The organism is Enterococcus sp. 2G9_DIV0600 (genome assembly GCF_002140615.1).
GTDB lineage: Bacteria > Bacillota > Bacilli > Lactobacillales > Enterococcaceae > Enterococcus_D > Enterococcus_D innesii.
On sequence record NZ_NGLL01000001.1, the window covers coordinates 2,616,424 to 2,642,556 of the forward strand.

General features: G+C 41.6%; 23 protein-coding genes, 1 tRNA gene and 2 pseudogenes. 4 read left to right on the plus strand and 22 right to left on the minus strand.

Translation table 11 applies throughout. The features are described from left to right. Nucleotides 1-32: 32 nt before the first annotated feature. From A5870_RS12555 to A5870_RS12565, 3 genes are all read right to left on the minus strand, one after another. On the minus strand, nucleotides 33-332 hold the full coding sequence (locus A5870_RS12555) for a MazG-like family protein (protein ID WP_086293156.1): 300 nt from the start codon (nucleotides 330-332) through the stop codon (nucleotides 33-35). Between the two features lie 152 nt (nucleotides 333-484). Beyond that, nucleotides 485-1,798: a PTS sugar transporter subunit IIC gene (locus A5870_RS12560; RefSeq protein ID WP_086293158.1), complete on the minus strand. Its 1,314-nt coding sequence runs from the start codon at nucleotides 1,796-1,798 to the stop codon at nucleotides 485-487. Between the two features lie 11 nt (nucleotides 1,799-1,809). Then, a complete protein-coding gene (locus tag A5870_RS12565) occupies nucleotides 1,810-3,189 on the minus strand; it encodes a glycoside hydrolase family 1 protein (RefSeq protein WP_086293160.1) in 1,380 nt (459 codons plus the stop codon). 199 nt (nucleotides 3,190-3,388) lie between these two features. Here A5870_RS12565 and A5870_RS12570 point away from each other — a divergent pair, with 199 nt between their 5' ends. Beyond that, nucleotides 3,389-4,087: a GntR family transcriptional regulator gene (locus tag A5870_RS12570; RefSeq protein WP_034868333.1), complete on the plus strand. Its 699-nt coding sequence runs from the start codon at nucleotides 3,389-3,391 to the stop codon at nucleotides 4,085-4,087. Between the two features lie 64 nt (nucleotides 4,088-4,151). Here the strand turns inward: A5870_RS12570 and A5870_RS12575 are convergent. Both A5870_RS12575 and A5870_RS12580 read right to left on the minus strand, forming a co-directional pair. Next, nucleotides 4,152-4,502, minus strand: a pseudogene (locus tag A5870_RS12575) (glycosyl transferase); the annotation flags it as partial. 66 nt (nucleotides 4,503-4,568) lie between these two features. Then, nucleotides 4,569-5,315 (minus strand): YcjF family protein, encoded by a 747-nt coding sequence (locus A5870_RS12580; RefSeq protein WP_086293162.1) that lies wholly within the window; start codon nucleotides 5,313-5,315, stop codon nucleotides 4,569-4,571. A gap of 390 nt (nucleotides 5,316-5,705) precedes the next feature. Here A5870_RS12580 and A5870_RS12585 point away from each other — a divergent pair, with 390 nt between their 5' ends. Further along, entirely contained in the window at nucleotides 5,706-5,912 is a 207-nt protein-coding gene (locus A5870_RS12585; RefSeq protein ID WP_254907651.1) for a hypothetical protein, read from the plus strand. Between the two features lie 206 nt (nucleotides 5,913-6,118). Here A5870_RS12585 and groL read toward each other — a convergent pair whose 3' ends face one another. Together groL and groES are read right to left on the minus strand one after the other, a co-directional pair. Further along, nucleotides 6,119-7,747: a chaperonin GroEL gene (gene groL / locus A5870_RS12590; protein WP_005237384.1), complete on the minus strand. Its 1,629-nt coding sequence runs from the start codon at nucleotides 7,745-7,747 to the stop codon at nucleotides 6,119-6,121. A 32-nt stretch (nucleotides 7,748-7,779) separates the two neighbouring features. Continuing rightward, nucleotides 7,780-8,064: a co-chaperone GroES gene (gene groES, locus A5870_RS12595; protein WP_005225291.1), complete on the minus strand. Its 285-nt coding sequence runs from the start codon at nucleotides 8,062-8,064 to the stop codon at nucleotides 7,780-7,782. Nucleotides 8,065-8,281: 217 nt separating this feature from the next. Between groES and A5870_RS12600 the strand changes: the two genes are divergently transcribed. Next, nucleotides 8,282-8,926 carry a CPBP family intramembrane glutamic endopeptidase gene (locus A5870_RS12600; RefSeq protein WP_086293167.1) on the plus strand — a complete coding sequence of 215 codons (645 nt, stop codon included), beginning with the start codon at nucleotides 8,282-8,284 and terminating at the stop codon, nucleotides 8,924-8,926. A 42-nt stretch (nucleotides 8,927-8,968) separates the two neighbouring features. On the opposite strand, the gene A5870_RS12605 is transcribed toward A5870_RS12600, so the two are convergent. From A5870_RS12605 to A5870_RS12650, 10 genes are all read right to left on the minus strand, one after another. Continuing rightward, entirely contained in the window at nucleotides 8,969-10,399 is a 1,431-nt protein-coding gene (locus tag A5870_RS12605) for a 6-phospho-beta-glucosidase (RefSeq protein WP_086293170.1), read from the minus strand. 25 nt (nucleotides 10,400-10,424) lie between these two features. Then, nucleotides 10,425-11,717, minus strand: a complete 1,293-nt coding sequence (locus tag A5870_RS12610; RefSeq protein WP_086293172.1) for a PTS sugar transporter subunit IIC — start codon at nucleotides 11,715-11,717, stop codon at nucleotides 10,425-10,427. Nucleotides 11,718-11,872: 155 nt separating this feature from the next. Further along, a complete protein-coding gene (locus tag A5870_RS12615) occupies nucleotides 11,873-12,610 on the minus strand; it encodes a MurR/RpiR family transcriptional regulator (RefSeq protein WP_010747610.1) in 738 nt (245 codons plus the stop codon). 42 nt (nucleotides 12,611-12,652) lie between these two features. Beyond that, nucleotides 12,653-13,459: an MBL fold metallo-hydrolase gene (locus A5870_RS12620; protein ID WP_005231151.1), complete on the minus strand. Its 807-nt coding sequence runs from the start codon at nucleotides 13,457-13,459 to the stop codon at nucleotides 12,653-12,655. 55 nt (nucleotides 13,460-13,514) lie between these two features. Then, complete coding sequence (locus A5870_RS12625; RefSeq protein ID WP_086293174.1) at nucleotides 13,515-14,369, minus strand: two-component system regulatory protein YycI; 855 nt, start codon at nucleotides 14,367-14,369, stop codon at nucleotides 13,515-13,517. Continuing rightward, on the minus strand, nucleotides 14,370-15,680 hold the full coding sequence (locus A5870_RS12630) for a YycH family regulatory protein (protein WP_086293176.1): 1,311 nt from the start codon (nucleotides 15,678-15,680) through the stop codon (nucleotides 14,370-14,372). It lies immediately after the preceding gene. Next, nucleotides 15,677-17,518 carry a cell wall metabolism sensor histidine kinase WalK gene (walK, locus tag A5870_RS12635; protein WP_086293178.1) on the minus strand — a complete coding sequence of 614 codons (1,842 nt, stop codon included), beginning with the start codon at nucleotides 17,516-17,518 and terminating at the stop codon, nucleotides 15,677-15,679. The genes A5870_RS12630 and walK overlap by 4 nt, the downstream gene beginning before the upstream one ends. 3 nt (nucleotides 17,519-17,521) lie before the next feature. After that, a complete protein-coding gene (gene yycF / locus A5870_RS12640; protein WP_010747607.1) occupies nucleotides 17,522-18,226 on the minus strand; it encodes a response regulator YycF in 705 nt (234 codons plus the stop codon). A gap of 131 nt (nucleotides 18,227-18,357) precedes the next feature. Beyond that, the gene (locus A5870_RS12645) at nucleotides 18,358-19,218 is read right to left on the minus strand and encodes a DegV family protein (RefSeq protein WP_005225280.1); all 861 of its coding nucleotides are present in this window, start codon (nucleotides 19,216-19,218) and stop codon (nucleotides 18,358-18,360) included. Beyond that, entirely contained in the window at nucleotides 19,211-19,777 is a 567-nt protein-coding gene (locus A5870_RS12650) for a DUF1836 domain-containing protein (protein WP_010747605.1), read from the minus strand. Before A5870_RS12650 ends, A5870_RS12645 begins: the two co-directional genes overlap by 8 nt. A 269-nt stretch (nucleotides 19,778-20,046) precedes the next feature. On the opposite strand from A5870_RS12650, the gene A5870_RS12655 reads away from it, so the two are divergent. Further along, nucleotides 20,047-20,119, plus strand: a tRNA-Lys gene (locus A5870_RS12655). A gap of 421 nt (nucleotides 20,120-20,540) precedes the next feature. Here the strand turns inward: A5870_RS12655 and A5870_RS12660 are convergent. From A5870_RS12660 to A5870_RS12685, 5 genes and pseudogenes are all read right to left on the minus strand, one after another. Then, nucleotides 20,541-20,804 (minus strand): annotated as a pseudogene (locus tag A5870_RS12660) (type II toxin-antitoxin system PemK/MazF family toxin); the annotation flags it as partial. A 55-nt stretch (nucleotides 20,805-20,859) separates the two neighbouring features. Beyond that, nucleotides 20,860-21,135, minus strand: coding sequence for a type II toxin-antitoxin system RelB/DinJ family antitoxin (locus A5870_RS12665; protein WP_086293180.1), 276 nt, complete (start codon nucleotides 21,133-21,135; stop codon nucleotides 20,860-20,862). Between the two features lie 931 nt (nucleotides 21,136-22,066). Continuing rightward, nucleotides 22,067-22,555: an AAA family ATPase gene (locus tag A5870_RS12675; protein ID WP_034868317.1), complete on the minus strand. Its 489-nt coding sequence runs from the start codon at nucleotides 22,553-22,555 to the stop codon at nucleotides 22,067-22,069. A 536-nt stretch (nucleotides 22,556-23,091) separates the two neighbouring features. Then, entirely contained in the window at nucleotides 23,092-23,481 is a 390-nt protein-coding gene (locus A5870_RS12680) for a DUF4430 domain-containing protein (RefSeq protein ID WP_016610514.1), read from the minus strand. 87 nt (nucleotides 23,482-23,568) lie between these two features. Continuing rightward, the gene (locus A5870_RS12685; RefSeq protein ID WP_086293184.1) at nucleotides 23,569-26,046 is read right to left on the minus strand and encodes a vitamin B12-dependent ribonucleotide reductase; all 2,478 of its coding nucleotides are present in this window, start codon (nucleotides 26,044-26,046) and stop codon (nucleotides 23,569-23,571) included. Nucleotides 26,047-26,133: the final 87 nt, after the last annotated feature.

Here is a 26,133-nt window from a genome sequence, read left to right on the forward strand (position 1 = left end):
ACTCGAGGAATCCACTAGTTTTTGTGCGTGTATCAATTATCGATTCGTTTGGCATAGCCATTGCCATAACTCGAATAACGACGCTTTTGGTTGACGGCCATTTTTTTATGAATCTCTGCTTCAAGATCGATGGAAAGGATTTCCGCTAACCCAAGAAGATAAATCGCCACATCCGCCAATTCTTCTCCTACCTCTTGTTGCTTCCGATACGCGTCAAAGGCTTCCCCTACTTCACCATATAAAGCCAAAAACTCTTTTTCAATATTTGTGACATTGAATTGGTGATCGATTTTGTTTTGATAAATCGCTTTTTGCATTTCTGAAAGTTTCATAGTCGCTCCTTTTGGGATAGTATACCATTTAATTAAAGTTCAAAATAGAAACTTAGTAAAAAAATCACCTCAAAAAATAGTGACCCTCAAAACGTTAGAATTTTGTTCTAACTTTTGTAGGTCACTCTAGTATAGGATTCATCCTGTTTTGTTTATTCTGCCCGCTCCAATTCAGCAGATTTGATTGCAACCCGTTGAGCGATTTTTAAAAATGGAAAATAGATTGCTACACAAACGACGATGATGATCACTTGAACCAAAACAACTTTAAAATCCCCTTTTGATGCCAACAATGCACTAAGAATTGGTGGTGTCGTCCAAGGAACCATCACAGAAAGCGGCTCAATGAATCCTACTGCGGTAGCAAAGTAGCCAATCAACGTCGCAACAATTGGACTTGCAACGAAGGGAATGATCATGGGTAAATTGAAGACGATCGGTAAACCAAAGATGATTGGCTCGTTGATATTAAAAATACCCGGAGCTAGGGATAGATTGACGACATCCCGAAAAGGTTGGTAATTGCGGACGAATAAGAGCACTGCAATGATCAAGCTGATCGTAAATCCAGTCCCGCCTAGTTGTGCGAAAACCGTCACGAATGCTGAATTTAAGATATTGGGTGGCGTAGCGCCTTCTTGCACGGCTTGCATGTTTTCATTCATATTGACTAACAGCAATGGATCTAACAAGGCGCCATTGATGACGGTTTGGTGAATGCCTAAAGTAAACAGAAAATTGCCCGTTGAATAGATGATCAAGAACCCAAAAATCGATGTGTTCAACAAACGCAGTGGTTCTTGGATCACTGTTGAAATGATTTGAATCAGGTCGGTATCAAAGGCTGCTAGCACGGTCGCAACTACGGCAAAGAAGGAAATCACCAAAATAGCAGGGATCAACGTGCTGAAGGATTTGCTGACGGCAGGAGGAACTTGATCCCCTAAATTGATTTTTAAGTGCTTGTTTTCTGACAGTCGAATAAATAATTCCGTGGCAACTAACCCACAAATGATTCCAGAAAACATCCCTTTGGTCCCGACATCGTCAAATAGCATCACACCACTGATGGTCACTTCTGCTTGAGCGCCTTCTGGCATCACGGCATGAACCATCGCCAACATGACCACTAAGCAAGTCGTTGCCACAAAGGTTGCATTGATGGCGCTCGGATTGTTTTTGTTGCGGCAAAGAAAATAAGCGATCATCGGGGCGATCAGCAGACCGGCGATATTCAATGTTCCATTGGTGATGGAATTGCCAAACACTTGCATTCGCGCCAAGGCAGCCCCTTCTAAAAACCATGGAAAGAAGACATTATTAAACAACACAGCGATCCCTGCGATAATAAAGGCAGGCATTAAGGTCGCAAACGCATCACGAAGACTTTTGAGATGAACCTGATTGCCGAGACGGACCGAAAACTCTGTAAATTTATCTAAAAACGTGCGCTTTTCTGCTGCCATTTTTGTTCCTCCTATTCTGTATATGGGTTTGTATAGATCGTACTACCATTCGTTTTGATCACTTCTTTGAACCATTCATACGATTTTTTCGGTACACGTTTCATATCTCGCAACTCATGGTTGCCACGATTGACATACACGAGTCCGTATCGTTTCTCCATATCACCTTGCGAGCTCAAAATGTCGATCAGCCCCCAACCAAGATACCCAAGACAGACCACTCCATCTTCCACCATCGCTTCAAACATCGCTCGAATATGCTCTTGATGATAGGCAATACGGTAATCATCTTGAATCGGTTCTTTGCCATCCCAATGCTCTCTGACACCAATCCCGTTTTCAATCGGAAACACTGGCAAGCGGTACCGCTGATAGACTTTATTTAAGACATCACGGAAGCCGAGCGGATCAATTTGCCAATTCCATTCCGTCGTTTCGATATACGGATTGTCTTGTTTTCCAAAAGTCATGTACCGATTCGGCGGCGTTCCTTCAGGAATTTTTTCAGCATTCAAGGTAGAAGAAGCATAATAGCTAAAGGCAATGTAATCATTTTTCTGCGCTGCGATCGCTTCTAATTCCCCAGGTAAAATATTCATATTGAGTTGATGATTTTTCACGTATCGGTCTTGTGCTGCCGAATACTTGCCGTGCGCATAGCAATCTAATAAAGTAAAGTTCGCAAATTCATCAAACTCTCTTGCTGCTTTGATGTCTTGTGGACGACAAGTCGCTGGATACGCCTCAGAATACGCCAGCATGCCGCCGATCTTCGCATTTGTTGTTTCATGAAGATAATTACAGAGTTCTGCATGGCAAACCATGACATTGTGGAAAATCTGATACAATTCTTCTGTCGTTTCTTCCCCTTCTAAATAGCCGCTGATCTTAAAACCATGGTCTTGGTGGAAAAGATTTTGTTCGTTAAAGGTTAACCAATAATGGACTTTATCCGCAAAACGATCCACCATTTCTTTTCCAAAGCGAATGAATGCGTCCTTCACTTCTTTGCTGATGAACCCGTTATAGGTTTTCGCCAGATGCAGGGGCATATCAAAATGATACAAACAAATCATGGGCTCGATTCCTCGAGCTAACAGATCATCAATAAAACGATCGTAATAGGCGATCCCTTCTTCATTAAAGGCACCATCTCCATCGTGAACGACCCTTGACCAAGAAATTTGGAAACGATACATGTTCATCCCCAAATCTTGCATATAATCAAAGTCTTCTGTATACGCATGATAGTTATCATTTGCTACATGCCAATCGCTAGCCTGTTCCGAAGCTTCCCGTATATCATAAACGGATAAGCTTTTACCACCTTCATTCCAACCACCTTCTGTTTGCATACTGCTGACACTGTTCCCCCAGTAAAAAGTTGTCATATTGATTCCTCCATTATTTGTATTCGCTTACAAAACCTATTATAATTAGGTGAAATCGGCATGTAAATTTTTCGAAAACACATGTAAAGTTTTTTCTGTACATGTGAATTGCAGTTGATTCTTTGGTGATAGAGTTTGTTTTTATCCCCTTCAAACAAAACTCAAGTCCATGAATTTCTTTACATAAGGAGTGATGACTATGACAAAATACAAAGAGATCGTTGATCAGTTGCGGACGAATATTTATGAAGGTGTTTTTCCAGCTTTATCAAAACTACCGGAACAAACGGCGTTAGCCAAACGATTTCAAACCTCGCGAATGACGATCCAAAAAGCGCTAAATCAACTGAAGCAAGAAGGCCTGATTTCCACCAAAAGAGGTCATGGCACCTATGTCAATTCAGCGACCTACCAAGGACAGATCAATGAGTATATCGGTCTAGTCAACCGATATGGCGGGCGGCATAAAGTGCAAAGTAAAATCATTAGTTTCAATGTACGGTTTCCAGAAGCCAACGAAATGGATTACTTGTCTTTGCGAGAAAACGAACCTGTTTATGATATCGTACGACTGCGCTATGTTGATAACGAACCCTTTGAATTGGAGTACACGATCATGCCCATCAAAACCATTCCCGATATTGATATGGCGATCCTTGAACACTCGATCTATCGATATATCACTGATTCCTTACATCTCAAAATAGGTCCCGCCATACGTAAAATCCGTGCCGACAAAGCGGATTCCTATGATATCAAATATTTAGAAGTCGATCCCAATGATCCGATCTTAGAATTAGAACAAGTTGCTCGTCTCTCCGACGGACGGCCCTTCGAATTTTCGCAAACTCGTTATCCATACCAAAATCGTGAGATTTACTATCTTTCTGAACCTTAAAGGCAAAAAAACAAGTCTGAAGAAAACTCAGACTTGTTTTTATTGTCCAGGGAAGGTGAATTCATTAAGATTCTTCGGTTTTTTTCGCCGTTCGCTCAGGGCTGACCCAAACGCCGCTGCCGTAGCCAAGGATGGTTTTGACGGCTGGAATAAAGGTAGTGACGATCGTTATGGCATTGATCATCCAGTAAAACAGCATGTAAAAAGGGGCAAAACGGAAATACTTCAGCTTGCTGCGGTTATCATCCGCCAGGAGGCTGGTAAATAGCTGCATCACCCCCGCAATCATCTCGAAACAAACGAAGAGAAAGGCCATCGTAAACATATGATAGATCCGTTCGTAATTCCTAGTTGCACCATAATAGATCAGATAGAAGACAAACAAGGCAGATGAAAGCCAGAAAAAGAATGACCAGCTGTGAAGAAAAAGAAGCAACAAAAGCAAGTCCTCTGGACCTGCTTCGTTCTTCTTCTGTTTGTCTCACTTGGATTTCTTGCCAACTTTCAACGCATTGAACAGCGTGTGAAATTGGCCTTTAAAGGACATCACTTGCTCAAACACATCTTCCCCATCATTCAGCATCTTGACCGTCACCCAGCCTAATGCTTCGGTGATACCACTAGCCACACTGGCATTGATCGCAGCTCCAGCAACGGTGCCGACTGCTGGGACAAATTTCAAGATATTGCCAACGGCACTGCGACCAAAACTCACAACGACTAGCTCTTTCGAAATACTTTTCGCTAACCCTTCACGCCATGTTCGCCCAAAAATAAGATACAAACGTGCCATCATCGTCATTTGAACCGGTACAAGTAACACTGCGTCTGAAAAGGGAATCGGTGAACAGCCGATGATCGCCGCCGTCAAAGAAGCCGCATGGATCGTGCGGTGGGCTTTTTTTCGCGTTTCATCATCTACTCCCACCAAAAACTCCTCAAACACCTGATCAAATTGATCCTTACTTTTCGCTAACACTTTTTCCGCCTGGGCTTTTGATCCGTCATAGCCTTTCATCACAAAGGCAGCCGATTTTTTCGGCATTCGCTTCATGACATCCGCAAAAAAAGAAGTAAACTCCGCTTCTTCTTGCAGCTCTTCTCTCGTTTGACTTTGCTCGACTTGAACGGACTGTTCCGTTAATAATTCATTTTCGTTTTGCTTCTTTTTGCGTTTTATCCATGGTTTTTTCAAAGAAATGTCTCCTTCTTTCGACTCGTTGTTCATTTAAAAATCAAAGTGAGCCATGATTTTGTTCCTCTTTCTATTTTAGCTCAGGTTTTTCAAGATAGCGAAAATGTAGCTTGAGAGAGCTTACACTTGCTAAAAAATGCAAATTTGCATCTTTAGATTATTTATTTATATTATCGTTTTTTTATGCTATGATACACAAAAGGAGTGGATCGAATGAAAAAGAAATTGAATTGGAAAGTCCTTTTTTATCTAGGCTTATTGACTTACTTTCTTTTAAGCGGGATCTTCGCATTCTTTGGCGTCGAAATACCGTTTCTTTATAAACGTTGATCTTCACGTTTTCTCAGAACCATATCATTCAACTCTTTGCTCTATGTTGAGAGAATCCATCATTCTATCGTCCATTCAATCTAATCAGAAAAGGTGATTTTCTTGTCCATTTTATTTGATCTCTTGCAGCTGCTTGCCGTTATCTGTATCGCGTATTTATTATTCACAAAAAACCATTTCCTCAAACAATTAACAGATGCTCAGAAAATGGTCTTTGTCGTCTTATGTGTTTCGGTGATACTGCCGGTTCTCTACGAATTTATTTCTGGGTTTGCGCAGGGACTTTGGGAACGGTTGTAATTGACGTTCCTTACAAAACTCGCTGCCTTTACAAGACAAATAGATAGCTTATATCTACCAATCCTTTCTCCTTTTATTCAAGCAATGAACCAATTCTTTGGTGCTTAGAATACTAAGAAGAAAGGTTTTTTGTCTTTTTCTGTGTTGAAGTATTTTTTGATTGCACAAAAAAAGAACCCCTCAAAAGAGGAGTTCTCAAGGCTTGCTTACATCATGCCGCCCATACCCATTGATGGGTCCATTGCAGGAGCTGCTGGCGCTGCTGGTTCTGGTTTGTCGGCAACGACTGCTTCAGTCGTTAACAATAATGCGGCAACAGAAGCTGCGTTTTGTAATGCAGAACGCGTCACTTTTGTTGGGTCAACGATCCCAGCTTCTAGCATGTTTACCCATTCGCCAGTTGCTGCATTGAAACCAACGCCTAAGTCAGCGTTTTTCAATTTGTCGATGATGACTGAACCTTCGTAGCCTGCATTTTCAGCAATTTGACGAACTGGTTCTTCTAAGGCACGTAAAACGATTTTGACACCTGTTGCTGCATCGCCATCTGTTTCGATTTCTGCAACTTTGTTGATGACATTGACTAAGGCAGTTCCCCCACCTGAGACCATGCCTTCTTCAACAGCGGCACGTGTTGCATTCAATGCATCTTCAATACGTAATTTCAATTCTTTCAATTCAGTTTCAGTTGGTGCCCCAACTTTGATCACAGCAACCCCACCAGCAAGTTTTGCTAAGCGTTCTTGTAGTTTTTCACGGTCAAAGTCAGAAGTTGTATCAGCGATTTGGTTTTTAATCAATTGAACGCGTGCGTCAATTGCTTCTTTTTCACCAGCACCTTCAACGATTGTTGTGTTGTCTTTATCCACAACCACTTTGCTTGCTTGACCTAAGTTATCGATGGTTGCATCTTTCAGCTCAAGACCTAAGTCTTCAGTGATCACTGTACCACCAGTTAAGATCGCAATGTCTTCTAGCATTGCTTTACGACGGTCACCAAATCCTGGTGCTTTCACTGCAACAACATTGAATGTTCCACGGATTTTGTTCAATACAAGTGTTGGTAATGCTTCGCCATCAACGTCATCAGCGATGATCAATAATGGTTTTGATTGTTGTAAGATTTGTTCTAACAATGGCAAGATATCTTGGATGTTAGAGATTTTTTTGTCAGTGATCAAGATGTATGGATTTTCTAACGCTGCTTCCATTTTATCGTTGTCAGTTACCATGTATTGTGATAAGTAACCACGATCAAATTGCATTCCTTCCACAACATCTAATTCTGTTTCGATCCCTTTTGATTCTTCAATAGTGATAACACCGTCATTGCCGACTTTTTCCATTGCATCAGCGATGTATTGACCAACTTTTTCACTACCAGAAGAAACAGCACCAACTTGTGCGATTGCTTCTTTTGAATCAACGATTGATGAAATGTTGTGTAGCTCTTCTACAGCCACTTTTGTTGCCATTTCGATCCCACGACGAATACCTAATGGGTTCGCACCAGCGGTGACATTTTTCAATCCTTCACGAACGATTGCTTGTGTCAATAACGTAGCAGTCGTTGTTCCGTCACCAGCGATATCGTTTGTTTTTGAAGCGACTTCAGAAACAAGTTTTGCGCCCATGTTTTCAAAATGATCTTCTAATTCGATTTCTTTAGCGATCGTTACACCGTCATTTGTGATCAATGGTGAACCGTAAGATTTTTCTAAAACCACGTTACGACCTTTAGGGCCTAAGGTTACTTTTACTGTATCTGCTAATTTATCTACCCCACGAAGCATTGCTGCGCGTGCGTCTTCTGCAAATTTGATTTCTTTTGCCATGATTTCATCACCTCAAGTATTTTTTATTTTTCTTATTCTACTACTGCAATGATATCTTTTGCAGCAACGATCAAATATTCTGTTCCTTCATATTTCACTTCTGTGCCAGCGTATTTTTCGAACATTACTTGTTCGCCAACGTTGACAGCAACAGGAGCTTTTTCACCGTTTTCGAGCGTGCGTCCTTCGCCGACTGCAATAACGGTACCCGTTTGTGGTTTTTCTTTTGCTGCTGATGCAAGCACGATTCCGCCTACAGTTTTTTCTTCTTCTTTTGCGACTTCGATAATCACACGATCACCTAATGGTCTTAACACGATAAATCCCTCCAATGAATGTTATAGAATTTAGCATTAGCACTCTCTTGTATCGAGTGCTAACTTACAGTTTCAATATTACTCATTTTCCCAAATTTTTGCAAGCCTTTTGCTAAATTTTTTTTGCATTTCTAATTGATTGATAAATATAGTAGGATTTTTTGTTTCTAGAAGCAACCTAGTCTATAATGAAGCAAAGGAGTGTGAGGAAACAACTATGTCTTTATCAAAATATTCTTTGTCCACGATTCTTACTTACGGCATCGTCTTTTTTCTACCGATCGCCTTCGTCCCTAGCGGACATCAAGTAGCAGCAACAACGATCGGTTACTTAGCTGGTGCAGCGATCATGTTTTTCTTGTATTTCAAACAAACAGAACCGCTATCGTTTGAACACAAAAAAACCAAAGTCTCAGCGATTCTTATTTACGGGCTAACCGGCATTGTCGCAGCGATTTTGTTGCAAAATCTAGCCATCTTTGTCGAATCCTTTTTCGGAGAAGTCAGCGCTTCACAAAATACCGAAAACATTATTGCCATCGTGGTGCAAAACCCACTCTTTGCTCTCGCAGCAATGGTCGGTGGGCCAATTATGGAGGAATTTGTCTTCCGCAGAGCCTTAGTTGGCATCATTGGGAAATACAGCAATGTTTGGGTTGGTGTAGTGGTCAGCGCCGTAGCCTTTGCCTTTGCCCACAATGACAATCATCTCTTAGTCTATATTTTCTTAGGACTGTTCTTTTCTGGGCTTTATGCTTTGACCGGCAGTATTTGGACTTCCATGATCACCCATGTGGGAATGAACACTTTAGTTATTATTATTCAGTTATTGCTTCATTACGGCTATATCCAAATGCCCTAAAGAAAAAACGCTACGCAGAAATTTTGCGTAACGTTTTTTTCTTTAGACCTTCGTGCCATTGGACGCAATCACTTGCTGATACCATGCAAATGAATCTTTCTTCTGACGAGCAAGGGTTCCATTTCCTTCATTGTCTTTGTCCACATAGATCACACCATAGCGTTTCTTCATTTCCCCTGTCCCCGCAGAAACCAAGTCAATGATGCCCCACGGTGTATAACCTAATAAGTCGACGCCATCATAAGCTACTGCTTCTTTCATCATTTCGATATGGGCTTTCAGGTAGTCAATACGGTAGTCATCGTGGATCTGTCCATCCTCTTCCACCGTATCCACCGCACCAAAGCCATTTTCTACAATGAAAAGTGGCAATTCGTAGCGTTCGTTAAACCAGTTCATGGCATAGCGCAGGCCTACGGGATCAATCTGCCAGCCCCATTCAGAAGCATCGACATAAGGATTGTCCACCAGATCTTGGCTCTCATCATAGTCATAGGTTGGATCATTCTCCTTGCCTTTGATCGCAAAAGACATATAGTAGCTAAAACCAATGTAGTCAACACAACCTTTCGCCAAAGCTGCTTCATCTTCAGGGGTGATATCTAAATCAAATTGTTTTCTTTCAAAATAGCTGCGCATATAACTCGGATAGTGCCCACGGGCATGAACATCTGAAAACCAATAGCGCCGTTGCATGGCCACCGTGGCTGCCATCATGTCTTTGGGATCGCAAGAATACGGATAGATTGGGCACATCGCAATCATCGATCCGATTTGAAACGTAGGATTGATCGCATGTCCTAGCGCCACCGCTTTTGCACTGGCAACGAGCTCGTAATGAGCTGCTTGGTACATGACTTTTTCTCGGTCTTCTCCTTCCGTAAAGAACAGACCAGAATTGGTAAATGGCGCAAAATCTTCTTTATAGTTTGCTTGATTATTGATTTCATTGAAGGTCATCCAATACTTCACTTTCTTTTGATAGCGCGTAAAACAAACTTCTGCAAAGCGGACAAACAAATCGATCAATTTACGGTTACGCCAACCTCCGTATTCGGTAACTAAATGATAAGGCATTTCAAAGTGAGACAGGGTAATGACTGGCTCAATGCCATAGCGTAAACACTCATCGAATAATTGATCATAAAAGGCCAGGCCTTCCTCATTCGGCTCGCGCTCATCCCCCTTTGGAAAAATACGGGTCCAGGCAATCGATGTTCGGAAGCACTTCAACCCTAATTCGGCAAAAAGCTTGATGTCTTCAGGATACCGATGATAAAAATCGATCGCTTCATGATTGGGATAGCTTTCGCCCGGTTGGATACCTTCCGTGATTCGGCGAGGAATTCCGTTGCCTCCGACAGTCATGACATCAGCGACACTCACGCCTTTTCCACCCGCACGATAGCCGCCTTCCAATTGGTGAGCAGCGACTGCGCCACCCCATAAAAAATCGCTTCTTAGTTTATTCATTTCTATTCAACCTGCTTCCTTGGTATTAAACAATCTCTGTTTCTTGTTTATAGTTCAAACTATCGACCTTACGAATGAAAGGATAGTAAATAAAGAAGCCGATTGCTAAAACAACAAATTGTAAGATAGCGGTCCGAATGCCACCTACTAGAAAACCTGAAATGATCGGCGGGGTCGTCCAGGGAACTTGCACAGCAGTAAATAGCGGTACGATACCGGTATAAAGTGCAAAATACGTGATCACGCCTGAAACCATCGGTGTCAAAATAAATGGTAATACCATGATTGGGTTCATGACGATCGGTGTCGCAAAAATAATTGGTTCATTGATATTAAAGAATGCCGGGATCAAGGAAAGACGTCCTAATTGTTTGAACTGCGCCGAACGGGCAAAAGCCACCATGTATAGCACGATCCCAATCGTCATTCCTGCGCCGGTTACCGTCATAAATTGATCCAAAAACTGCTGGGTCACGATGTGTCCGCCATTTTCTAATGTCAATGCTTTACCAGATTCAAGAATAGCCGTATTGGCTAATGAATTGGCTTGTAAAATCGGCCCCATGATACCGCCCACGATCGTCGAACCATGAACCCCGAAGAACCACAAGAATGGCACTAAGAAGCCTAGCATCAAGGCACCGCCAAGGGAATCCGTCACACCTTGCATCGGACTTTGAATCACGGTGTAGATCCATTCGACCACGGTTGTCTGAAAGACCTTATCAAAGAAAACATAAATGCCTAATGCGATGGTCGTCAAAACAGCGGCCGGAATCAACGCTGTAAATGAGTTTGCGACATTGGTGGGTACTTGTTCTGGCAGTTTGATCCGGATGTCGCGTTTTAAGAACCAAGTATAGCCCCAGCCCACAAAAAGTCCCACTAAGATGGCACTGATCATGCCTTGTCCACCGGTCCATGTTTTATCAATGACATTTGCGATGGTTACATTTGCTTCAGCATCCGTCACACTTGACTCCATAGTTAATAAGAAAATAACTAAACCAATCATTCCTGCAGGGAGTCCTTCGTAACCTTCTGCTTTTACATATGAATAGGCGATGCCCATTACGGCGAAAAAGGCCATAATTGCAAAAGAGGCGCCATAGGCTTGGTTGAAGTATTCACCTAAGCCGCTATTCGTTACCCAATCCGCAATCGACTGGACGGGAAAGTTTGCTAATAGTAGGAAAATCGATCCTACGATTGAAAAGGGCATCGTATAGAGCATACCGTTTCTTAATGCAGTGATTGCTTTCGTATTGACAAATTTTAATATTGGGGGTAATAATTTCTCATTGATCCATTCGTTCATCTCACATCACTCCTAAAATAAAATTCTATCCACCGGACAGTGAATTCGCTTACAAATAAATCTTAATGGATAATATTCCCCTTGCCTATAGCTTTTCTACGTTATGAAACATGTTCCAACAAAAAAAACAGCCGAAGCTGTTTTTTTACGATCACTTAGATTTGCTTGTAGACTTGATGGGCTAAAAGTTCGATCAGTGTAATCACCGGGACTTGCGTCGTCAGGTTCAAATCGACTTCTTTTCCCCCACTGACGACGGGCATATAGTAGGAAATATTGTAATCTGCCATTTGGGCGATCGTCGATTTTTCATCATTGGTGATACTGAGTACTTTTGCCCCATACCGTTTGAAGTCCTCCGTTTGCTTGATCATTTGAATGGTTTCCCCCGAAACTGATAAAATGATCGCTAACGTATTTTCCATCCCACGAGGCGGTACTGGCAAAAAGGGATCGACGATGCTATAGGCATTGATGCCTAAATTAGCAAAATAGCGGCTGCCATAGGTGCCAAGAATGCCACTTGTGCCGATACCTGAAAACGCCACATGGCGTGCGGAAAGAATCAGTTCTACCGCTGGCTGGATAAACTTACGGTAATCTTCATTATTGACTTTTTTTAAGAATGTATTGACTTGGATCGTTGCATCATAGAAAAGATCAAACGCTCGTGCATCTTGTTCCTTTTTTTGACAGATCGCATACTTTAACTCTGAATACCCGCGATAGCCTAATTTCGTGATACATCGTAAAATCGTCGAGGTCGAGACATGGCATGCAGCTGACAATTCGCGGATCGTCAGTTGATCGATCTCTTCAAAATGCTGGACAATGTACTTATAAACAGCCATTTCAAGCTCGTTCAGACGCTTGATTTTTTCTTCATCAAACATACCTGCTGCCTCCACCCGACAATTTTATCCTTTGTTGATCGATTAGATTGCAAATAACTCCGTCGCTTTGTCAGGATCGGTATCATAGACTTCAAATGTTTCTCCAACACCTAGATCATGTTCTTTCATGGTGTTGACCATCGTTAAGTGCGCCAACTCTTTCAAGTTGTTTTCTTTACTTAAATGACCAAGATAGACCCGTTTGGTATTGTCGGTCAAGATATCCGTCATGACCAGAGCGCCATCTTCATTCGATAAGTGACCACGGTCTCCAAGAATTCGCTGTTTGAGGCTCCATGGGTAAGGCCCCATTCGCAGCATTTCTAGGTCATGGTTGCTTTCCACAAGGTACGCATCGGCGCCCTTGATAATGCCTCGCACATGATCGCTGCAATAACCGGTATCCGTCAACATCACGAATGATTTGCCGTCTTTATGGAAACGATAAAATTGCGGCGCTGCAGCATCGTGAGAGACGCCAAAGCTTTCAATGTCCAAGTCACCCAAGGTCAGCACTTTTCCCATTTCAAAGATATGTTTTTGTTCGACAGCGACGTTACCGATCATTGGATCCATCGCTTGCCATGTTTTTGTATTCGCATAGACATCAAGTTTGTATTTTCGCGCCAGTACTCCGACACCGTGGATATGATCTCGATGTTCGTGGGTCACAAGAATGGCGTCCAAGTCTTCTGGTTTCCGCCCTACTTCATCCAATAATGAAGTGATTTTCTTGCCACTCAAACCGGCATCCACTAAGATCCGCTTTTTATTGCTTTCGATATAGAGCGAATTTCCTGAGCTTCCGCTGGCTAGAATACTTACTTGAAAGGCATTTTCCTTCATCATGGTTTACGTGACTTCCTCTCTGGTTGTTTCAACGAGTTCCATTATACCCGCTTTTTTATGGATTTTCTACCTTTTGAACGGCATTATTCGTGATGATCCGATTGCTAAAGGCATTGACCGTTTCGATTTGGATGGTGTCATCGCCATCTAATTGGAACGCAATAAACCATGCAGGAATATACACATTTTTTTCCCTAACCTTCAAAATCATCGTATAGGCTAATTCCGTCCAGAGAATTTTCGAGTGACTCGGCAGCTTGTTGTTTAAATAAAGCGTATTTACTGCTTCTTTTTCTGAATAGACCGTCATCTTTTCCCTTAGAGACGTAATATTGGAGATATGTGTTTGCGTGTAACGGGCAATCTGCAGTAGATCATCCGTTTGTTCTAAGGTGATATCGATCCGACTTGAGCTGTCATTGAAAGGAATGCCTTCATAGGATTGAACCGCCACCACGGTCGGATGATTGGCGTTCAAGACAGAGAGGTTTTCCAAATAGTCATATTCATCCCCAAACAGGACTTGATCTTTTCGTTGCAAAAAACCATTGACGGTTTCTTCCGTTTGGGAATCATCACTGATGTAAAAGCCATTGGTTGAGACATGGATCAACTGCTGACCTTTGACCGTCGACCCTCTTTTGAACTGCGTATTGAGTTGCGGATTTCGTAGCTCCACATCAAAATCCGTCTGTTCACCGCTCAAATAATAGCCACTCAAGACCTCATCTGATAATTCGCCAGAATACCGAATGTCCTCAGACTCGAGGCGTTGTTCGATAGGAATCGTTTGGTTTGATTGTGAAACCATCTGATGCTCGCTGCGAGCCTCACTGTAAACATTGAATAAAAAGACGTTCAGACCAAGAAAAGCGAGGAAAAAAATCCATTCGATTCGTTTAAAATCCAATTAATTCTCCTCCGTTTCTGCTAATTTTGTCATTAATGCATCATAACTGATCCAAGACGAGTCATAATTGACATACCAAGCAGGCGTCAAATCAACGAGTGGTGCATCTTTGATCTCCCCCCATTGATAGCCAACGATGATCTGTTGCAATAATTCAGGATCAGCCCCTGCCGCAATCAGATCATTTTTGACCGACAAACTAGAGGGTAATTCAATCTCGGTTTCAGAAGGAATCGGCACTTGAATCGCGTTCAAACTGGCAGAAATCGTCATTTCCCGACTGCCGGTCTGACCACTTTCTGAAAAAGCCACACTGATCACCCCTTGACCACCAGTACTAAAGACGGGATAGCCTTCAACGAAAACCCGATAATCCAAGTGCTTGTCTTGTTGATCAAAATAGCGGATCGTCCCAAAATTGTTGCCTAAACGAATAATATAATCCGCACTCAACATCGCCAGATCCGTTTCATCGGAACTATCTGTGGTAGTTTCAAACTTGACTTGCTGCTGATCTTGCAAGACCGTCATGTTTTGCCCACCTTCATAATAGTAGGTATCGACACTTTCATCATTGATCTTGACGTTTTTAGGATTGCTGAAAAAGGCTTCTCGAAATAAGCTCTGAGATTGGGTCGAAGAATAGTAGCTGTATTTTTTCAGCTTGATCGAATCCTGCGTATAATATTGCTTGCTGGATCGTTCTTCATCTGCCACCATTGTCGTCCATTCCCGAGGGTTGTCTGCTAGTAAGTGTTTTACTTGGCTTTTGTCCCAGTCGATTTTGCCTCGCACCACTCGTTGATGGGTAAAATCAACAAATTGGATCGTGTTTTCTTCAAGGTCAAACTGGATGCGGGAAAACGGAAAATCCTCTGTTTCACTTTCGTCCTCTAAGGACAGCTCTTTTTCAAAGGTTTTCTCATAATCTTTCAAGTAAAACGTTGTATAGTAGTTTAAGGACACCCCTTGATTGACTTCTTGGGCTTTTGAAAAAGCTTGTTCCTCGCCATAGGTTCGCAGCGTCAAATCACTGATCGTTGCCTCATTGATCGCCTCTTGGATCTCACGAATCACTGCTTCAGAGTTAGTTTCTTTGATCGCGTCCTCGTCATTCCAAGTCAAATACAGGGGCAAAAACAAATCGCTTTTTTGTTTGTAGGTTTGAACCGAAGGATTGACGCCGGTATCTGTTTCCGTGCTGGCATTGTTAAACCCAGTCGGATTCAGCCAAATCATATAGGAGAAATAAAAACTCAAGGCGATCATCACGATCAAGCCTACACGAATGATTTTTTCTGAGATTCTCATACCCACCAATCCTCCTCATACGGTTCATACGGCAACATGATATAAAATGTTGACCCGCGATTTTCTCGACTTTCCGCCCAAATCGCACCGCCATGAGCTTTGATGACTTCTCGTGAGATCGCCAATCCTAAGCCAGTACCTCCTTGCTGACGGGCACGAGCTTTGTCGACTCGGTAAAAACGATCAAAGATCTTCGTGAGATCTTTTTTCGGAATCCCTAGTCCTTGGTCATTGATGCTAAGTACGATGTTGTTATGGGTCTCCATCAATTTCACCGTAATGATCCCACCATCTGGCGAATATTTGATGGCATTATTCATGATGTTGTCGATCACTTGGATCATTTTGTCCGTGTCGACTTCCACCCACAATTCTCGTTTAGTGAACTCCCGACGAATCAAGTATTTTTTGCTTTCATTCGTCACCATCATGTCAAAACGATCCAACACGAAATTGACCATTTCATTGAAGTTGATATATTCCAACTGCAGTTGCGAATTGCCACTATCCATCCGCGACAGACTCAACAGATCATTGATCATGCGAATCATTCGATCCGTCTCATCCAACGTCACTTTCAAAAAGTTCGGCGCAATTTCTGGGTCTTTCCAAGCACCCTCACTCAGCGCTTCGATGTAGCTGCGCATACTCGTTAATGGTGTCCGTAACTCATGAGAAACGTTGGAAACGAATTCTCGCCGTTCCTGCTCATTTTTTTCTTGTTCCGTGACATCGTGCATTACCGCAACTAACCCAGAAATAAAGCCAGACTCCCGACGAATCATGGAGAAATCGATGCGCAAGATCAGATTTGTTCCCGTCAAATCATTGCTAGGACGCTCCAACAGCATGTCTTCAGGATTTTCCAAAAGCTTTCGTAACGTGTATTCTTCATCGATTTCCAATAACGTCAAAATCGACTGCCCGATCGCTTCTTCGTTGCTGACATTTAACAAGGACATCGCCATCTCATTGATGGTAATGACTTTGCCTCGTCGGTCGGTGGCAACAACGCCGTCGGTCATGTGAGACAAGACGCTGTCCAAGCGGTTTCGCTCGGATTCCATCGCCTCTTGAGTCTCTTCGATTCGTTCCCCTAGTTGATTAAAGGTCTCCGCCAGTTGTCCCAATTCATCTTTCCCATGAATCGCGACCTTGCGGCTATAATCTCCTTTGGCGATGCGAATCGCTTGTTCGCGCATCTCTCCGATCGGTTGGGTGATGGAACGAGAGACCAATAGTGCCACAATGATCGAAATCACTGCCGCAATCAGTGAGGCTGTCACAAAAATGACAGCAGTCGTACTGACTTCATTGTATTTTGACTCAAGATTGCTCCGTAAATAAAGGGTTCCTAAAACGGTATCCCCTGTCGGTGATTGGATCGACTGCACGATATTGAACACCCGCTGGCCGCTGGATTCATCATAGAGGACTTCACTGCGGTTCGTATCGTAATCACGGTAATCATTTTTTTCTCCCACCGAGCCACGATCATTGATATTGGTGGTTGCACGAATGATCCCTTGCTCATCCACCACCCGCATCTCCAAAATTTCCGATGAGTTGGTACTCGTTAAGATTCGATTCAAGGAAGCATTCATGGAATCCCAATCTAAACCGTCATCATTATCCATTCGACTCAATTCAGAGCCTAATGTTACCACTAACGTGCTGGCACGTGCCTCCATGTCGCGTTTGAAGGCATCGACCGTTGTTCTTTCCAATTCGCGAATAAAATACGCCCCGATAATCTGGATCGCAATCAATAAGATCAAGATAAAAGTCAGGGCGATTTTGAAGTTCACCGATTGAAAAAAGCGAACTTTATTTTTCATAGCTTATTCCTGTTCTGGGTTCCGCAAGTAATAGCCCACTCCGCGACGAGTAACCAAATAATTTGGATGGCTCGGGCTGTCTTCGATTTTTTCACGTAAACGACGCACCGTCACGTCAACGGTCCGAACATCACCAAAGTAGTCATAGCCCCAAACCGTTTGCAATAAATGCTCCCGGGTCATCACTTGACCAAGATGTTTTGCCAAGTAGTGCATCAATTCAAACTCTCGGTGCGTCAATTCGATGGCTGCACCATTTTTAGTGACCATGTACGCATCAGGATGAATCGTTAAATCACCAATCGTTAATTCGCTGTTGGCGTTATCGTCTGCTTCCTTCGCAGCTGCCGAGCCGCGACGCAGATTGGCTTTGACACGGGCCACCAATTCCCGGTTTGAAAATGGTTTGGTTACATAATCGTCCGCACCAAGCTCGAGGCCTAGTACTTTATCGATTTCAGAATCTTTGGCTGTGACCATGATGATCGGCATGTCATGGGTTTTGCGCACTTCCCGTGCAACTTCCAACCCATCCATTTTTGGCAGCATCAAATCAAGCAAAATCAGATCAGGATCGACCTCGGCTACTTTTTCTAATGCCTCTTCTCCATCATAGGCGGTATATACTTCATATCCTTCTTTGGTTAAATTAAATTTGACGATATCAGAAATTGGTTTCTCATCGTCCACGACTAGGATCTTTTTCAAAAATGTCACCTCAATTTTTTTTGGTTTCTTACTTATTATACATTATTTAAACGGGCTTTTCATCTTTCCCAAAAACCGCGGCCTTATTCTTAAGGAAAGCACAAAAAAGAAAGGCACGGGGCCTTTCTTTTTTACTCTTCTAAAAGCTGGATACCGATCCCTAGCAACCCAGGTCCCGTGTGGACGACTAATGCGGGAGAGATTTGTCCAAATAAGATTTCTTTGACCTTAGGAAATTCGGCTTCTAATCGTGCTTTCATCTCTTTGGCTTCTTGCAGTGCATCACCTTGCGCCACGGCTAAACGCACATGGCGATGATCACCGATGAATTGCTTGATCAAGTCAACGGTTTTGTCCAAGCTTTTCTTCCGTCCACGAGATTTTGCGACCGTATAGTAGATCCCTTCTTCATTACAAGAGATAATTGGATTCAATTTCAAGGCATTGCCTAAGATAGATGCAACCAGACCGATCCGGCCGCCTTTTTGTAAATACTCTAAGGTAGCTACGTTGAAAAAGACTTTGTTTTTCGGCACTTCATTCGTTAATTGTGCCCGCAGTTCTTCCCAAGTCACGCCTTTTTCTAAGAGTTCTGCTGCACGAATCGCTTGCAGCCCTGCACCGATTCCGATATTTTTCGTATCAAGTACGAAAACCTCAAGATCCGTCCGTTGTTCACCTAACAGGCGAACGACGTTAAACGTTCCGCTCAATCCGCTGGAGATGGTTACGGCAAAGACTTTCTCATACCCATCGGCTTTGATCCGATCAAAGATTTCCCCGATCGCAGCACCGTCAGGTAACGAGGTACTAGGGATCTCTTGCGGCAAGCGCTCGTAGATTTCTTCCGCAGTAATATCAACTTTATCGGTATAGGTCCGATCCTTGTAGATTATTTGCAATGGCAGCATATACATGCCGTATTGCTCCATGATCTGTGCGGGAACATCGGTACCTGAATCAACTAATAGGGCAATTTTCTCTTTATTCATGGGCTTCTCCTTTATGTGTTTCTAAATAAATGACTTCTAATTCAATCGTTTTTTCTGCCAATAGTTTGTTGGCAAAGGAACGCGTCGCACCTTTCATGGCTACTAATTCAATTGGGATCGGTTCCGACGTCATTTGTTCGGGTTCTCCCATCGCTTCTTTGCCGACAAGGTGGATCGCTTTTTCTTGTTCTTCACAAAATACATTGTAGGCATTTCTGATGCCGACAACTTTCCCTTGAAAAAGGATCCCCGTCTTTATTTCAGGAATCGTCAGCACTTGCTTGAGCATCGTGATCGCAATCAAAAATGCGAGATGCTTTTGATTGTAACGTTTCTTCTCTGGTGCTGGAATCATCCCTTTTTTGACATAATTATTGACCATGGAAGAGGTCAATAGCGGATGCTTTTCCGTTTGGATCACCGGTGATAAATATTGATCGATCAACGTGATCACCTGATCCATATACAGTTCCAGTGTTGGCAATTCTTCCCATCTCGGCAGATGGAATTTCAGCAATGAATTGCCCCAATTTTTCATGTCTGCTTGTAATTTTTCCATGTCATCCTCCATTTTGACGAACAGAAGGTTAGATTATCACAAACTAATCATCTAGTTTTGATAACTAGATACATTTTATCACGGTTTTCTGAGTTTTTAAAGCAATCTGATCAATCTTTTAAGAATTTCCTATCATTTGAATTTGGGAAACAAATGGTGTTTTATTAAGATAACGCCAGTTTCTCAACTGAAAAAAGCACATATTTTTTTCAAAAGAATGATTGATTTTTCAACAATGGAGTGCTAAGATAATGAAGTACTTTTGGTACGGGCCGTTAGCTCAGTTGGTAGAGCAGCTGACTCTTAATCAGCGGGTCGCGGGTTCGAGCCCCTCACGGCCCATTGGGTGCCAAACCCACGGAACAGGTAAATGTTGGTGCGAAAGCATTTCGAAAACATTTATGCTGTTCCATTTTTTTGTTTATAATTAATTTATTGCCAAGTGAATAAGAAGAAATGCCTTGCTGTCAAAAAGTTTCTTATTAAATGATGTATGTAAGAGCTATGCTTTTCGAAAAGTTTTTTTCTACGAGATGACTGAACTCTTTGCACGTGAAATGCTTCGTTTTTCCATAAATTAACTGAGTCAGATAATTTGTGGAAGTAATAGCTTCTGTATAAATTCAGTGAGTGCTTCGCTAATTCAAAAACCTTTACAGTAATTTTTTTCTCACTATTACCACTACAAATTAGATATGAAATCAAAAAAATCACTACCTAGTCCAAATGAAAAGGTAGTGTATTTTTAATGCTGTTCATTCTTCTAAAAGCGATCCTTAAGAAACTCTTCTAAACGATTCAAATCTTTCTGAGATAGTTCCGCTATATCTTTATATTTAAAATCTATTTTTTCTTTGGAAAGAACGAATAACGTTCCTGTGTCAATCCAAGACTCTTTTTTTAAATTTGAATCTTGCCAATCATTGATATGAAAATAAAGCTTTTTTATGCGCTCTGATTTGTGTTCAAACTTGCTTGTAATCGCATAAAAAAGAACTTCATTTTCACTATTCTCAATAATCAAAACTGGTCGTCTTTTTCATTGTTGCTTACCAACTTAAGACACGTAAATTGAAACTATTTTATTGATCTTCATCCAACCAAGCCTCGAAAGCCTTATTATCATCTATCCTCGTCACATTAGTAGATTTTTTCGCTAACTTAGCAATTCGCCTAGCTTGCTTTGTTTGTTCAGAAAGTTTTACCTCAAAGGGTAATCCCCCTTTTTCTATGACTTGTTTATAAAAAATAGTAATTGCCGTAGTGGGATTCATTCCTAAATCATGTAAAATATCTTCTGCTTCCATTTTTAGATCTTTTTCAACCGCAATCTGAATTCTTTCTTTTTCCTTCTTCATAACGCACCCCTCCAAAAGAGTTTTTCATACTCATATTACACTCTATTTGAACGCTATTTTCACTTACTATACTCATAAATAAATTTAATTTTCGCATAAGAAATCTTACTTCTTCAAATTACCTAACTTTTAGTCAGTGGGTTTGACACCCAATGAACAGGTAAATCGTGGCGCGAACCCCTACTTATATTATCTCCATATATTCTTCAAAAAATCCATGGATATTACGCTAACACTAATTATCGTAACACCATAAAACAAGGAGCATAACTAGTTAACCTATGTCATGTCCCTTGTTTTTTTAATTCAGGTATTGATAAACTAAATACATAAACCATACTAATCCTATTATAAAAAATAGATTTAAAATGTTTTTATTTATTTTTCTTCTTTGCTCTCCAAAGTATGGCGACCTTTTTTGCCAAAACAATTTCCTGTTTTTCACATCAGAAAAAAACAATCTTAAAACTATAAATAACACAGGAAGAGAAAAATTTAACACTATATAAAAAATATCTGTAGGATCTCCAATTATAACTAACCCTATCAAATTAAATAATATAAAAAGAAAAATTAGTTTATACTGAACTTTCATAACTCACCCATACAATCAATTGATTTTATTCTATTTGCATTCTGAAGGTTCTGAGGGGACGATCGTCTTTTTAAAATAGTTCTCCTATTTCTTACCCTCTTTTACAATTTTGGCTGATCTAATTCCTCTCATCAGCAATTGGATACAAATTTCGTAATAGCTGCTCTTATTCTTCATTTGGGGTGGTCACCGCTAAATTTTTTCTTCTATCGAAGAATGCAACAAGAAAAGAAATTGCCAATCACTATTTTGCTTCTAGCATGACTGTCCTTCGTGTCCTGCACAGTAATAAGACTAACTGTATTGAAAAAGAGTAAAAAACGTTTTGATGCTACTTCATATATTCTTTTGCTCGATCACTACCTCATCTTCATTTACCGGTTCTTCGAATCCTGAAAAAAACCGTTGAAGGATTTCTTCTGTAATAGGAAAAGCGGAATTTGCAGTTTGGACTTTATTTCTGATCGCTAATCGTTTTCGTAAAGTATCATAATCAGCTTTTAGATAGATTACTTTAATCGTCACATCATATGCTGCCAGTAGTTCTCTATAAGCGTCTCGGTGACTTTTAGCCCAAAAACTAGAATCGACAACTACGTTTTTTCCTTCTTGAACAGCCTTTACTGTAAGCTCTTTCAATTTAACTGAAGATAATGAAGAAACTTTTGCATATTTCTCCGAAGGGTAATCAACACCATAAACGCCATAGTCTTCCCAAATCAATTCATCTATTGCTAATCTTACATAGCCTTCTTGCTCTTTTTGTTTTGAGTAAGTGGTTTTGCCTGCACCACTAACGCCACACATCAAAAGTACCTCAACCATTATTCTCCTCCTACCTTTTCTGATCAATAAACAAAGAGAACGAAAAAACCTTATTTGTAATCAACGCTCATGTTTTAGACCACTGTTTGCCACCTACATCTGATGATACAATGATAACATTGTTTTTATGAACAACAAGCAGATTGGGAAACAATCTCAAGAAAAATAGTAAGTAAAACCATATATTAGAGAATAGAAGCGTTAGCCACTTAAGCTAACGGATAAATCAAATTTTTGTCCATTTCCACTCTTCTATAAAAAATTATTTTCTACAAAAATAGGAACGCAAGCCAAAATACGAAAGAAGCATCATCGTTAAAACTTATGTATGTAATGGTATCTTTACTTCTATTATTCCAATTTTAAAATAAACTAAGTGACCACCCCAACCCCTGATAGAAAAACAAGAATAGACTCTTGAGTAGAACTTGAATGCAAAACTGCCTCCAAAATCAACGCAAGGGTCTATCTTTATAGATAAAGCTCTTTATGGGCAAATTCTTTTGTACCAGTAAAGATCCTTAGAATCAAACAAATCAGAATGCTTTCAAATCAAATGTGATAGTGTCATTGTTCTTTAAAAACAACGCTTGTGCCCCTTTATCGGTCATTTCGTCATTGACGGTATAGACCCAAAATAGATTGGCTTTTTGATCTTGACTGATGCCGTCGATAGAGGTGATAAAGCCATCTTTTTCTTTGATCGCAAAGTTTTCTTTCATTACTTCCAGCAGCGACTCATTTTCTCGGAATGTTACTTCTTTTGAGGTCACAGCTTCTTGATTTTGGATGACGATCGTTGCTGTTCCTTGTTCTTGCTTCAAGGAACTTTGCTGCGTGCTTTCTGGCGTTACACTTGCCTGTTGGCATCCTGTAGCGACAAGTAGTGTGCTCACTAGCATGAATACGACAAATACTTTTTTCATCTATTTCTTCCTCTCCAATAGTCAAAATACTAATCGTTTTTCTATCCAGTATGCGGATAAGAGTTATTTTATCGATCTCGTTTTTTCTTAGAGCCCGCATTTTAATTGGATTTTACAGTTTGTGCAGGTACTGCAGCCGCCGATTTCCTCAATGGTTCCCTCGTGGCAGATGGGACAGATTTCACCAGAGGCGACGGGTTCATCTACTTGAACGACAGACAGCGGTTCAACTTGTGCGGTCAGCTCATTTTCAACCGCTTCTAAGGTAAGTACTTGTGAATCTCGGCTGCCGTCTACATAGACGGTCCCTCCTTTGGCTCCTCCTTCATAAAGATCTCGATAAACCTTGGCTACTTGGCTTACTGTATATCCTTTTGGTGCATTGACCGTTTTTGAAATGGAGCTATCCACCCAGCGTTGTATGGTGCATTGCACACCGACATGCTCTTCGGGCGTCAACTCCATAGCGGAAATGAACCATGCCGGCAACTCCGCTTTGGTGCTTTCAGGATGATCCATCAGGTATTCGTCAACGATCTCTGCATTGATTTCAATAAACTTACCTAGTCGACCGCTTCGAAAATAAGAAAAGGAGTAGTAAGGTTCTAAACCAGTTGAAACTCCCGTCATGGTGCCTGTCGATCCTGTGGGCGCAACGGTCAAAAGATGAGAGTTGCGAATACCGAATCGCAGCACGCCTTCGCGGCTGTGCGCTGGCATTTTTTTCATGTATCCTGTATCGATAAATTTCTTCCGCAACGCTTGCGTCTCTTGGTTATTTTTTCCAATCAGGAAGGGAAAGCTGCCTTTTTCTTTCGCCAATTCAATGGATGCCTCATAGGCCGTGACTGCCATTGCCTCGAAAATTTGATCAACGAATTGATTTCCTGCTGCTGATCCGTATTTTTTCCCACAGTAGATCAGCAAATCTGCCAAGCCCATAATCCCTAACCCAACACGTCTTTCCCCTTTCGCCTGCTGCTCATTTTTGTCAAAAAAGTAAGGCGTTGCGTCAATAACATTGTCTTGGAAACGAACCGCTGTCTTCACGGTTTCTTTTAGTTTGGCAAAATCGACGGTTCCTTTTTGACGATCCGCCATGTTTGCGAGATTGATGGCTGCCAAGTTACAGACGGCATAAGGGGTTAGGGGCTGTTCACCGCACGGATTGGTTGCCACGACTTTTTGTCCGTATGCTGTAGCATTCGTCATCTTGTTGGCATTATCGATAAAGAAAATACCAGGTTCAGCAGAATACGTTGCACAAAAAGTAATCAAATCCCATAACTCACGAGCTTTGATCCTTTGATAGGTTTTGACTTTATGACCAGCATCTCCCCATTCTCGCACATCACCAACTTCCGCCCATTTTGCATCATATTGCGCCATCTCTGCTTCCGAATAATTGTCAATATCTGGAAAGCGCAGCTCATACCATCCATCTGTCTTCACTGCTTCCATGAATTCTTCTGTCAAGCAGACTGAAATATTCGCGCCAGTTAAGAAATCACTTTCTTTTACCGCATAGCTGCCACCTATTCGCAATTTTTCTTTGGCCTTTTGGATCATGTCATTATGTTCCTTATCTGACGATTCAGGCAGTTGCGCTAGATAAGTGAACATTCTTTCTTCCATTTTTGTCAAAGGGTCAAATTGCAGTTTTTCATTGATTAGTTGTTTGATTGCTGTATTCGTGACTGTTTTTTTCAGGTGAAGCAATACAGCAGGATTTTGAATTTTAGAAAGAATAAACGCAAAAATATCTGGATGCCAATCTGCCATCATAATCATCTGCGCTCCGCGGCGACTACCACCTTGTTCGACAAGGTTCGTCAAGTTCGCCAAATCGTTCAACCAAGAAACTGCTCCAGAAGATCGACCACTGACGCCGTGGACCACACTTGATTTTGGTCGCAAGGTCGACCCATTGGTTCCAACCCCGCCACCTCGACTCATGATCTCCATAACTTCTTGTCGATGAACAGCAATCCCTTTTCGGGAATCATGGATGAAAGGCATCACAAAGCAATTGAAGTAGGTAACTTGAGAATTTGTTCCTGCTCCATAAAGTACTCTGCCTGCGGGAATTAGGTTTTGCGCCACGATTTGTTGGTAAAACGCCTCGAAGAAGCGCTCCTGGTCATGGGACTCGTTGGCAGAAATCCCTTTGGCTACACGATGCGCCACTTGCTCAAAAAAGAGTTCTAACGGTTTTTCAATGTCACTTTTTCTTCTTTTAACAAGTCCATTGGCTTGTTCATCAATATCTTCTAACGCTGAGCGATAGGCCTCTTCCACTTCGATAGAGACTAGTTCCCCATCGATTGCTTTCACAACACCGATTCCTCGCGCAGGATATTTAGGATCAGCTTTCGTTGTCAAAATCACCAAATCATCCTTACACAATGTTTGATGGGTTTGATCCTTGTATGAATAACGATCCAGCATAATCAAACGAGCGATTCCCTCAAATGTTTGGGTCATTTCTGGTGTGATCGCCGAAACTTCTTGGAACAACTTGATATCCTCGTTCAATTTCTCAATCGTTTGTTTTTTGTAGTCCATTTCTTTCCCTCGCCTTCTAAAACACAACATATTGTGCTCGTTTTTCATTATCGTACTATATAATGTGTATTTCAATCTTGAATTTTA